This is a genomic window from Williamsia muralis (genome assembly GCF_002735905.1).
Classification (GTDB): Bacteria; Actinomycetota; Actinomycetes; order Mycobacteriales; family Mycobacteriaceae; genus Williamsia; species Williamsia muralis_A.
Map to the genome: position 1 here is coordinate 1 of NZ_PEBD01000002.1, position 11,668 is coordinate 11,668.

11 protein-coding genes are annotated in these 11,668 nt (G+C 62.3%); 8 read left to right on the forward strand and 3 right to left on the reverse strand.

Going from position 1 to position 11,668, the window contains the following annotated elements:
- Position 1: 1 nt before the first annotated feature.
- Positions 2-829 carry a TauD/TfdA dioxygenase family protein gene (locus tag CSW57_RS00010; protein WP_189339076.1) on the reverse strand — a complete coding sequence of 276 codons (828 nt, stop codon included), beginning with the start codon at positions 827-829 and terminating at the stop codon, positions 2-4.
- 130 nt (positions 830-959) lie between these two features.
- The gene (locus CSW57_RS00015; protein WP_099380924.1) at positions 960-2,432 is read right to left on the reverse strand and encodes an MmgE/PrpD family protein; all 1,473 of its coding nucleotides are present in this window, start codon (positions 2,430-2,432) and stop codon (positions 960-962) included.
- Between the two features lie 933 nt (positions 2,433-3,365).
- Here CSW57_RS00015 and CSW57_RS00020 point away from each other — a divergent pair.
- Complete coding sequence (locus CSW57_RS00020; protein WP_223248961.1) at positions 3,366-4,172, forward strand: LLM class flavin-dependent oxidoreductase; 807 nt, start codon at positions 3,366-3,368, stop codon at positions 4,170-4,172.
- A 240-nt stretch (positions 4,173-4,412) separates the two neighbouring features.
- Here CSW57_RS00020 and CSW57_RS00025 read toward each other — a convergent pair whose 3' ends face one another.
- Entirely contained in the window at positions 4,413-5,582 is a 1,170-nt protein-coding gene (locus CSW57_RS00025) for a sugar ABC transporter substrate-binding protein (protein WP_189339079.1), read from the reverse strand.
- 649 nt (positions 5,583-6,231) lie between these two features.
- On the opposite strand from CSW57_RS00025, the gene CSW57_RS00030 reads away from it, so the two are divergent.
- The 7 genes from CSW57_RS00030 (at position 6,232) to CSW57_RS24350 (ending at position 11,176) form a co-directional block, all read left to right on the forward strand.
- Positions 6,232-6,624, forward strand: coding sequence for a hypothetical protein (locus CSW57_RS00030; RefSeq protein WP_143696433.1), 393 nt, complete (start codon positions 6,232-6,234; stop codon positions 6,622-6,624).
- On the forward strand, positions 6,621-7,772 hold the full coding sequence (locus tag CSW57_RS24340) for an integrase (RefSeq protein ID WP_189339080.1): 1,152 nt from the start codon (positions 6,621-6,623) through the stop codon (positions 7,770-7,772). Before CSW57_RS00030 ends, CSW57_RS24340 begins: the two co-directional genes overlap by 4 nt.
- 4 nt (positions 7,773-7,776) lie before the next feature.
- Positions 7,777-8,820: a hypothetical protein gene (locus CSW57_RS24345; protein ID WP_189339081.1), complete on the forward strand. Its 1,044-nt coding sequence runs from the start codon at positions 7,777-7,779 to the stop codon at positions 8,818-8,820.
- A 147-nt stretch (positions 8,821-8,967) separates the two neighbouring features.
- Complete coding sequence (locus CSW57_RS00055) at positions 8,968-9,360, forward strand: hypothetical protein (RefSeq protein ID WP_099380931.1); 393 nt, start codon at positions 8,968-8,970, stop codon at positions 9,358-9,360.
- Positions 9,357-10,103: an RES domain-containing protein gene (locus CSW57_RS00060; protein WP_099380932.1), complete on the forward strand. Its 747-nt coding sequence runs from the start codon at positions 9,357-9,359 to the stop codon at positions 10,101-10,103. The genes CSW57_RS00055 and CSW57_RS00060 overlap by 4 nt, the downstream gene beginning before the upstream one ends.
- Positions 10,104-10,433: 330 nt before the next feature.
- Positions 10,434-10,790: a histone-like nucleoid-structuring protein Lsr2 gene (locus CSW57_RS00065; RefSeq protein WP_099380933.1), complete on the forward strand. Its 357-nt coding sequence runs from the start codon at positions 10,434-10,436 to the stop codon at positions 10,788-10,790.
- A gap of 212 nt (positions 10,791-11,002) precedes the next feature.
- Positions 11,003-11,176, forward strand: coding sequence for a hypothetical protein (locus CSW57_RS24350; protein WP_189339082.1), 174 nt, complete (start codon positions 11,003-11,005; stop codon positions 11,174-11,176).
- The last annotated feature ends 492 nt before the right edge of the window (positions 11,177-11,668 follow it).

Genomic DNA, 11,668 nt, shown 5'->3' on the forward strand with positions numbered 1-11,668 from the left:
CTCACCAGTTGAGTGTTTTGAGGACGAGGCGGCGCAGGGTGCGGGGGTTGTTGTCGATTTGGCCGACGCGGGCGTGTTGGACGGCGAGGTTGTTGAAGAGGACAAGGTCGTTGTTTGTGTAGTGGTGCATGTAGGTGTTGGCGTCGTCGTAGATGGCCGCGAAGAGGGTTTGTAGGAGTTCTTCGCCTTCCTCGGATCGTGGGCCGTACTCCACGATGTGGCTGGTGTTGAACTCGTTGACGAAGAGTGCCTTTTTGCCGCTGTGCGGCACGGTGATGACGATGGGGTGTTCGGTGGCTTGGACGGTCGATAGATCCGCGTCCTCGGGGTAGTTCGACAGGCGCATGCGTTTTTGTTCGGCGTCGGTGTCGTTGGTGTCGAACATGTTGTAGGCGTGCAGGTTCTCGATCTTGTCTTTGATGTCCTCGGGCAGGTTTTCGTAGGCGCGCACAGTATTGGCGAATGCAGTGGGCGGTGAGGTCGGTGAAACGTCCTGGGCGTAGAGGCAGGTGCCTGCGGCGATGTCTTGGCGGTACGCACCGTCGTTGTGGAACAGCAGCCGGCGACTTCCCGCCAGCGATGGGTTGTTTTCGATGACGTTGGACAGGTATTCCACTGTGGTGCCCCAGCGGAACGTGTGCAGCTCGCCCAGCGACGTGACGAACCGGTCCTGGTCTTCGTCGGCGAGTTCTTGCCCACGCACCAGCACGAATCCACCGGTGTCGAAGGCCTCACGAAGGACCGAGATCTCCTCCTCGGTAAACGGCACGCTCATGTCGAGGTCGTGGAGTTCGACGCCCACAGGTGCGTCGAGGGGAATGGCTTTCATGGTGTTTTCCTTCCAAGGGAGGGGTATCGGTCCCGCGGGGAGGGGCATCCGCCGGGAGACGTTCAGCACTACTGATCGATGATGATGATCACAGTAAGCATCTTTGGGGTGATGTGCAACACCCACCCACTCACACCGGACCAAGCAACTTGGTCAACGTTCTGATGTCGGAGAGGTTCTCGATGTCGCGCACGAGGCAAATGACTTCGTCGATGGAAGCTTCAGGAATGACCCCATCGGCATTTGCACGGAATTTGGCCTCGATGTCCTCGTCGGTCGCCGGCTGTGAAGTGTGACCGCGAAAGCCGTACTGCAGGCCTCCGTATGAGCGCCCGTTGTCCATGATGATCCGTACGTCGGCACTGAGCAACGGGGCGTCGGACGCGAACTCCATTGCATAAGGGCGAACCTTGCTTCCGACGGCACGTACGTCGGGGTCGACCCACAATTGAGGGTCGAGGTAGTTCGCAGGCGCCGATCCCCCGGTTATGAGGCGGAGGGCGAGGGCAAACGTCAAGCTGAAATGAGCTCCCAGACTGTCGGTGGGCTGCGTGATATGCCCACCGTGCCCTACCGCGAAGGGCGGGAGGCCCACATTAATTGCCGTGATCCGACGCCAGTCGATCGGGTGCTCGGCCATGATGTCGGAAACGACCTGGAGGGCTGGAAGTACGGTCCCAACACCAGGATTGAGCCGAAAGAATGTGTCGACAATATGCCACTTGTCCCACTCGGCGTCCATGGCCGCGACGTCGCTAACATCGGCCATCAGGCGAAACAGTCCGCTAGGCCCTTCGAAGATTGTCAACGGACCGGTCACCCCATCTGAAGCGAGCTGGACCGCCTCGATGCCTGCTCGAGCCGCGGAGCCTGTGTACTGACGCTTAACCTCGCCGCCTGTCCGGTCGTACTCCATGGGGCCTGACGCATCACCGGCGGCGATTCCGAATGCGTTTGCAAGTGTGGTAGGGGTCGCTCTGAGTATTGCTGCGGTGGCAGCGGCTGCCCCAAAGGGCCCCATGGCTCGCGGTGCATGCCATCCCCGGGCGAGCAGGGGCCGACTGACCACGGTTCCGAGTAACGACACGACCTGATGCCCAACGACAGTACCGAGCAGGACGTCTTCCCCGGGCCCGCCGTTGGCCTCGACAACTGCAAGAGACGTTGGAACCATGATCGAGCCGGCATGCCACGGCAACATGTGGCAGTCGTCAAACTCCATGCTGGCGGCAAATGTCCCATTTACATAGGCGGCGCTCGACGTCGTTGTCCGAACGCCAGTACCGGTAATAGTAGCTTCGGGCAAGGAACAGGATCTTTCCACAAGGCGCCGCTGCGGCTGAACGTGGCGCAAGGTGGAACCGCGAATCTGAAGCCCGAGTGAATCGAGTATTAACCTCTTCGCATAGACCGTGACGTCAGACGGCAAGTCTGCGACTCGGCAGGTGGTCGCCCACTCAGCTAGACGCACGGACACAGTTTTAGACGCAGAATCGACCACGATGTTCTCCTGGAATAAGACGGTAGAGTTTGATGTGAGCTGAAAAGCGATGTGCTGTAATAAGTTTGGTAGAAACCGTTGAAGAGCAAACGGCCTCGACACAGTGCTTTGAGAAGGGGACTCAGTTCTACTGGGGTGTGCGCACCGCTGTCAGACTGATCGCTGGGGCCGAACCAACCACGCCCGTTGGGGAGCTTGTATGAAGGGGCGCTGCACCTCCCTTAAATAGGCGTATAATATTCCTGCAATGTTCCTCACAACGTAGAACGACTCACCCGATGTCGTCAAGGAAGAGGTGCCGCGATGAGCAGCCATGTCGACCGGGATACCGATGACGGCGCGCATTGGAGCGCTTCGTGTGGGCTTGCTTATCGCAAGATACCGACAGAGCACATGGAGTCCTGATGAAGGCACCTCGGCCTGTGTCGTCAGAAGAACAGCGCATGATCGGCTTTGCGGCTCTGTGGGCGCCGTTTGGGTATGCGCCGACGGACGAAATATTCGTGACGTTCGGAATTTCTGCCACGGAGTTCGCAAGGAGGCTGCGGGAGGCTATGCGTGGAACAGCCGCGACTGGAAAAATGATGGAACTCCTCGAGGATCTCGAATGTACCAGTGATGAATTCAGTTGTGCCGCAACCTGTGCGCGTTTCGAGCCGCGGTCTGCAACTGGCGCAACAGACAGTGAGGGCGCACATGACGGGCCGTAAGTCGACTGCAAGGTTCTGGTATCAGAGCCCGACACTGCGGATGTCTAGACCGGCACAGACCGGGGGCGCCGCGTCAGCCGCACATCCGTAACAGGTGCGCGATGCAACGTAAACGACGAGCAGTTCTTAGCTAAGGGAGGAGATTGGGTCGTTGCAGTTGGGACTCAAGTTCGACCTTCGAGCCCCGGAGTTCGGAACGCCGACCCCGGTGTTATACGAGCAAGCAATCGGTATGTGTGAGTGGGCCGACAAGAATGGATTCGGTACGGTCCGCTTCATGGAGCACCACGGGAGCGAGGATGGCTAATGCCCGTCACCGCTGATCATCGGCAGCCGCCCCGTTGCGGCACGTACAAGCAGGGTGCGGATTCGGGCCCGCGCCTTCATATTGCCGTTGCACGACCCCGTTAGAGTCGCCGAAGACGTCGCCATGGTGGATCAAATTAGCGATGGCCGTGTCGAATTGGTAATTGGTGGCGGATATCTGCAGACCGAGTTCGCGATGTTCGGTAAGAGCCTCGCCGACCGGCCTTCCTTGGTGGAAGAGGGTATTGGCGCACTGAGAAGCGCGTGGACCGGGTTGCCGTTCGTGTATCGGGGCCGGCCAGCGCGCGTCGGACTGAAGCCAGTGCAGTATCCCCATCCGCCTCTGTCGCTTGGCGGTTCGTCGGCTCCTGCGGCACGTCGCGCCGCCCGTCTCCAGCTGGGATTTGAGCCCACGAAAGCGCACCTCTTCCAGGCCTACGTCGAGGAGTGCTCGCGGTTGGGCGTGACACCCGGTCAACGGGCGCGGCCGATGATGACATCGAAGTTTCTCCATATATCGACTAATCCAGAGGCGAGCTGGCAGCAGCTGTTACCGCATCTGCTCTACGACGCAAACGAGTATCACCGGTGGCTATCGGCCGAGTCGCCGAACAACAAACCCCTGGACGAGGGGGACCTGCGAGCGAGTGGGGAGTACTTGATCTTGACACCCGATGAATGTCTGGCGCGGGCAGAAGAACTGGGTGAAGACGGCCTACTTGAGTTCCACCCACTAGTCGGCGGGTTGGACCCGAAGTTGGGCTGGGCAAGTCTGACGCTGTTTGCGGCCGAGGTTATGCCAACGCTAGATTGCCGATCTCGCTAGCGGCGAACCGGGCACCTCAAGGATGCATCACGGAACACGCAACGCGACCCCATGCTCCCGCTCCGTTGATTTGTCGATGGCAGCCGTGAGAGTGGCAGTGTCGGAGTGTGACTCCCGATCGCAGATGTACAGATCTAGCTGGAGCGATCGCCGAGGAACGCCGACGAAACGAGCCAGTGGGGGGCAGGCAACCTGCAAGATTCTGCATTGCACAAGCCCCCCCCACTGACCGAAGCTGTGTTAGTCGACTCCCCATAGCGCTTTGAAGTCGCTTTGATAGTTCGTCGGTATCACCGGTACTTCAGTGCCGTCAGAAACGTTGTTCGACGTCAGCACGGACAAGGGGTAGTTTCCGGGGTCCGGCTGTATCTGTTCGGAGGTGACGGCTCGCAGTATCGAATCAAACGACGCCCAACCCTGCATCACGGAGTTCTGGTTGACCCACCACGCATTTGAGCCGTTACGCAACGCGGCCATCGACTCAGCATCTGGCGAGGAACCGAAGATCCGTATGTCGTTGATCCCGGCCTGTTTTAGTGCCGGTGCGACTCCGTTGGCGAGGTTCCCGATCACCGTGAAGGCGTACTTTGTTGTGGGATCAGACTGCAACTTAGATACGATTGTGCTGGCTGTTTTTGGCGTGCCCAAGTCCTGGGGCTGAATTAGGCTCGACGACACTTTGCACTTCGGGCAGTTCGCTTTGACAGTGTCAGTGAATACCTGGTCGCCCTTCTCGACGATGGGAAACGGCAGGGTGAAGATGGCGACGTTACCGGCGCATCTTGAGTCTCGCATAAACCAATTCGCGTGCAGTCGACCAATCTCTTCGATCGTGACACCACCGTTGCTGACCGCGGCAAAGCCTGGGTATGACTCTGGTTGATCGACCACACTGGCCATGCCAACAACGATGCCGGCGGCTTTTGCGGCGTCCAACTGCTCCTGCATAGCGGCCGCTGGAAAGGCTTGGACCCAAATGGCAGTGGGCTTCGCACTGATGGCTTGGTCGAACTTTGCAAGCAAGTCTGGCACCGACCCGTCGAAGTTCAGATTCTTAGCGGACCAGCCAGCCGCCTTGGCGGCCTCGACGAACGCGTTGGAGCTCTCCTGCGCGGACGGGATGGGAGTAGTCAGCGCGATCGCCGACCCGCCTGCTGGAACAGGTTTGGTCAGTGGAGTGTATCGAGCCGGTGGAGACGCAGGAAGCGACGTCGGCAACTCATTCCATGGCTCGAGGAACTTGTCTGCCGCCGCGATGCATTCCTGTGAACCAGCGCCAGCTGTCGAATCAGTGGTCGGGTCGTCAGTACACGCCGTAAGGCCAAGGGCCAGGACTACGGCCAGCGAAGCGGCGGTTGCAACCCGTTTTCGAAAGTCACGGCCGTTCTGCACGCGTGAACCCAGTTTCATAGAAGTGCCTCCTTCGTGTTGTGGCAGGTGGTGGTACTGCGGGCTGGAGACTTCCGCGGGCCAGCGTTTACCGGACGGTTGCCCAGCGCGCGATGGGCACATTGTAAGGACGAACTATTACTACCATGCGCATAATAGTAACGTGTGAGAGTGCTCACCTCAACCACTAAATGTTGTGCCTATCACAAGTGTCGCCCGATGAGCCCTGTCTATCTGCGGTTTGCGGGCCGACCGCGTACAGGACTGGAAAGATCCGTTCGAAGCAACTGGTCTGGCTCTAGAATGCCGCCGGTTGTCAACCACAACGGGTGTTGGGTTCGGGCACCACATCAATGGCCAGGATGGGGCCATGCCTTGAAACACGTGGCCGAGTCGACTATGAAGGCTTGACCGGCGCAAACCGAGATCGCGTCCATCGAAAAGCGGAAAGTCGCCGCGCTGCCCGGAAGGATTCCGCGCCAGTACTTTCGGTTCACGTCAACCATGAGCTTCGACCTGCCGAGGCCGTGGTCTTGATGCCGCGCGAAAGGCCGGTTTGATTGTCGGTGGCTGTTGGTAGGTTCAGCCCGTGGTAGGTGCGTCACGCCCAGATCGTTCGCCGCTGTCGCCTAGGGTGCACAGTGGGGTTCGGTCAGCGGAGGATGATGACGTGACGGTGGCGGTCAGCATGCGCGCTGAGTTGCGCGATGCGGTGGTGGGTGACTGCCCTGCGTGGTTGAAGGCCGCGTTCGTCGGCATGTATCCCGATGACACCGTTATGTGGCCGATTGTGGATGCGCCGACGGTGCTGGCGTCTGAGGACGAATGGGACTGGATTACCGAGCACCTTGCGGTTGTTGCCGGCGCTGTCGATCACACGCTGAGCTTGCTGCCTGAGGTTCGTGCTGGCTGGTGGCTGGTGTGCACGTATTCGACTGCCGCCGAGCACTTCCTGGTGTCGACGACAGCCCCTACTGCCACTGCGATGGCATTGGGCTCGGTCGTACTGTTCTCCCGCCCCCCAGCAACCGACGCCATGGCGCCGACAGGTGTTGTGGCGTGACGGAGTTACTGTCCACGTCTGGGACTGTTGCCTCGCTGACAGTATCGGCGGACGTGTTGCAGCGGGTCGAAACCTCGCTGCTTGATACCCGGGCACCGTCGACGCGGCGGAATTACACGCGGGCGTGGTCGGTGTTCGAAGAGTACTGCCGCCGGCACGGTCATCAGGCGTTGCCGGCGCATCCGCATGTGGTGGCTGATTACCTTCTGGCGCTGGAGAACACCGTTGATGTGCGCGGTCATGCGGCGTATTCGATGTCGGCGATCGAGGGTGCGGCGGCGGCGATCAAGTTCGTCCACAAAGCCCACTCACCTAGCCAGCACACAACGCGGGATGAGACGCCGTTGTGGTTGAGCCCGGTAGTGGCGGGGACGTTGTCGGCGATCCGCCGCCGCGGCGCAGCCAGCGGGCGCCGGCCCCGCCAACCCGAAGAACCGTTGGATTTGGTGGATTTGCGGGCGATGGTGCACACCGCCCGCACGTCGGCGACGACGTGGCGTACCAAGCTGCGGGAGCGCCGCGACACCGCCGCGTTGGTGCTGGGGTGGGCCGGTGCGATGCGCCGCTCGGAGATTGTGGGTTTGGCGGTGGGGGATGTGCGGCGGACCCGCGATGGCTGGATCATCACCGTCCGCAAGTCGAAGACCGATCAGGACGGGACGGGTCAACGCAAAGCCCTCCCGACCGGGGAACATCTCGAAACGTGCGGGCCGTGTGCGTATGTGCGGTGGCTGCACTGCCACGCCGCCTTCGACAGGTTGGGGCGGGCGGGGTTGATTCGGCTGTTAGCGGCTGACCGCCCGCACGAGCAGCATGTCTGCGCCGGCCCGCTGCCGGAGGTGCCGGCCGGATCGGATGTGTTTCGGTCGGTGACCGCGGCCAGTGACCTCGCCGCCACCGCCCCCGCCGGTCAACTCATCCACACCCTGGTCCGCAAACGGTTGGCGGCGGCCCGCCCCGATCTGGACATCACCCGCTACGGGGCGCACAGCCTGCGCGCCGGGTTCGTGACCGAAGCTTTTCGCACCGGCCACGAACCGACCACCATCATGAAACAGACCGGCCACAAATCTGTCGAGTCGTTGCTGAATTATGCCCGGGACAACAACATTCACGTTCAGAACGCCGCCACCACCATCGGCATGTGACCCCATGGCCAGCTACCAGCCACCAGCCGCAGGTTCAGACAACGATCTGTTGTCTCGGTTGCCGCGGTCCTACCGCGGGGACTGGCAGTTGTACACCGATTGGTGCACCGCGTTCGATGTCGACGCGCTGGGGTCGTCGGCGCTTACGACGGCCCGGTACCTGCATTTTGAGCCTGATCGGTCGCGGGCCACGCTGCGCCGCCGGGTTTCGGCCATCAATACTGCACACCGCCTGACCGGACGGACTCCGCCGGGCACGATCACCGCGGTCCGCACCCTGCTCTCGGCCCGAGAACGCCACCAGCACACGGCAGTCCAGGCGATACCGCGGTTGCCGACGTTTGGGTGGCCGGCCGGGTTGTTCGGCCGCCGCGACGCCCTCATCCTGACCTTGGTCTGCCGACTCGGGATCCCAGTCGGTGAGGTAGGGGACTTGCGGTGCGGGGACATCACCGCCGACCCGGTCGACGGCACTGTGCACATCGGCGGACACCACCTCCTCACTGCCGCGCCGGAGCTGGATGAGCGATACGGGCCGTACGCGGTCTGGCTGCGCTGGGCCCGGCTGCGGGACCTCACCCTGCGCCGGCCTTCACCGCTGTCGTGGGCACCGGTTCTCCATCAAGCACCGGTACGGCCACCACATATCACGGTGGTCACCTATGAGCCCGCTGATCCCGACGCCGTCCTTTTGCCGGCGTTTGACCGGTGGGGCAACCCAACCGCACCCATCGGCGACACCACCACTGGCCTGTCGCCGCGGGCGGTGTCGGCGATCCTGGCAACCCACCTACGCGCGACCGGCAGGCCCGTCACCGACCGGGCACTGTGGGCACAGGCCCTTACCGATCGCCACACCCCACCCACCGAACCCGCCAGCGTCCCCACCCCTGTCGTCGATCTCCCGGACACCTATGACGATGGGGTGTTCGCCCGCCGGCGTGCCAACACCGACCTGGGCGACCTCGACGACATCTTCACCGCTCTGGACCAGCAGACCGCTGCACTGCTGCAGCGCACCGAACACCTCCTCGCACAGATCGAGTAAGACCACACGGTCGGGGCGTGGAACGCCAAGAGGAGGCGAGACAGGGTTGGCGTACCGAGCCGGTCGGGACCGCCGCACGTGCCGGGCCCGCGCCGGGAGTGGCCGGGATATCGGTTGTGTTTTACACTGTGATTGGAGGTGTTGGATATGACTGCTGCTCATCCTAGGCCGGATCTAGCGGCTTATAACGAGGCGGCGCGGATGTCGCAGGCCGAGCTGGTGACCGCGTTGCGGGATCTGTTGGGCGCGAAGCTGGTTGCCTATCTGGGGCGGGTCAAAGAGACTCGCGCGGTGCGGCAGTGGGCCGACGGTGTCCGCACAATCGGCAACGACACCGATGTGGAGCGTCTACGGATCGCGTACCGAGCGGCCCGGTTGATCACCAGCCGCGACACCCCCGCAGTGGCCCAGGCCTGGTTCCAGGGCCTCAACCCCATCCTCGATGACCGGGCCCCCGCGGTGCTGCTGCGCGACGGTGACCTCGCCGAGACCGGCCCACTAGTGTTGGCTGCGGCACGGCAGTTCGCTGCCATCGGATGACCCCACCAGCAGTCATCGAGTTCGCGACACCGGCCGGAGGGGTGGCCGCGGCCCGCCGAGACAGCGCTGCGGTGCACCGGGTGGGGTATGTGCCGCAGCCGTGGGCGTGGACGCCGTGGGAATACGCGACCGACGGCCGGTTCACCGGCCGGTGGGACGACCCCGACGGGGTCTGGCGCACCCTGTACTGCGGGGCTACCCCGCTGGCGTGCCTGCTGGAGGTCTTGGCGTTCGCCCGGCCCAGCCCGCAGGTCCTCGCTGAACTCGACGACATCGTGGTCGACGACGAGGACGCCGAACACTATCCGTCCACGCCGCCGGGGCAGTTGCCGCCGGCGTGGTGTCATCCGCGGGTGCTGGCCTACGGCACGATCACTGGAACCTACGTCCTACCCGGCCATCCGGTCACTCTCGCCGCCCTACGCACCCTGTTCCGCAGAACCGCAATCAAATACGGGCTGGACGATCTCGATGGTGCCGCGATCCGCGACGGCCGCCCGCGCGCCCTGACCCAAGCGATCTCCCGCTGGGTCAGCACCCTGAGCCCGAGCATGGAGCCGGTCTCAGGTATAGAGTTCGACTCCCGCCACGGCGACGGCCTCACCCTGTGGGCGGTCTACGAACGCGGCGGCGACCCCACGGTCAGTCCGCATATCGTCGACCTCGGGCACACCATGCTGACACCGGACAACGCAGACCTCACCCACGCTATGGACTTGCTCAACATCAATTGGAGTGACTAGCGGCTGACCTTCTTCGGGCCCTACGTCGCCCCGGATAAGAGAATGGGATGTCGGTATCACCTAGCCCCGTCCAGCATTGACCGCGGGCTCGGTTCCCGACTCTGACAACAGGTTTCATTCGTTACAGGGGAGACAACGCTTCGAGGTCGTGCGCCAGAAAGACGAGTGTGCGGCAGGCCAGGCAGCCGGGAACGAGCATAGCTGGCGTGGTCGCCGCTATCGACGGTTCGATGTACAGCGGCGATGACAGGTATGTTCAGCCACTAAAGGGGCGAGGGCATCACTAGTGTGTTCGCATCGCCTTTCCACCATCACGAAGGGCTACACGCTATGGCGCGCGCAACGATTGAACAGATTACCGATGACTTTGACGGTTCCGAACTCGATCCGTCGGAGGTGATCGTGGAAACGTTCACGATCAACGGTGTCGACTACTCACTCGATCTCGGGGCGAAGTCGGCCGAGAAGTTCGACAAAGACATGCGCAGATGGACCGACAAGGCCACTAGAATTGGTGGCCGGCACAAACGCTCCGCCAGCAAACGAGTAGCGGCTACTCCTGTGGTACGCACCAACAAAGAACATCTGGCAGCTATCCGGCAGTGGGCCCGCGACAACGGATATGAGGTGTCTGATCGCGGCCGGATCCCTGCCGCCATCGTGGATGAGTTCAATTCCGCGCATTAACACCACAGCAGCGCATGGCAGCACTGCCGCAGTTGCTCGTTTGACCCGCAGGTAGTGGTTGCGAGATTCCAGCCACGGGATCTGTCAGCAGCCCCAGCCGTTGAGGCCCATCCGAGTTCCTGCGAGCCCCAGTCGCTCCAGCCGATCGCACTGTGAGCAACGCCCCCGCTACAGGAAACGTGTGCGGTGACTGCCCTGCTCGGATCTAGCTGGTGGAGTTCATCGAGTCGGGCGGCGCACGCCGTTGGGTGAACTCCGACACGTCTGTTCTCGGCGACACAGACACCCCGCGGTCCTCGCCGGCAGTGATGCCGTGGGCGGCGTTCATCAGGTGGGTGTTGTCCCCGGCGCGGCACATCAATGTGCCTCTGGCTCAAGCACTGTGATTCGTCGTGCGCGTGACTCCGCTAGTGGGCCGACGTCATCGGTTCCCTGCCTCGGCGCGGTCTATCGTCGATCCACACCATCTGCCAAAGTGGCAGCCGGGCCGACGTCTACTCGCCGAGCGGGACCCCAGCTGTCTGCACACACCAGGCGTCTAGCCGTCAATATCGAAGTCGTCGCGATCGAGAACAGCACAGTTCCGTCGTCCAGGGCGATGGCATACCTCCGCGGACGAATCGTGGTGGTCGCATCCAAATGCACTACGCCCTCATGTGGCGGTGGTCCGAAATCCTCGGCCACCCATCCCGCTCCGCCGCCGGCCGATGAGGTGACCGCCACCCGCTGACCTACCTGCACTTCTCGCCCCATGCCGCCAGACTGTTCGCTGCGCTTCATCGATGAAGTATCTCAAAGAAGTTCCCGACGCCGACACCGAACCGCAGGTGCAGTAGCTCTGCTGCTACTTGGGGTCGGCCCCGAGGGGCATCTGAACC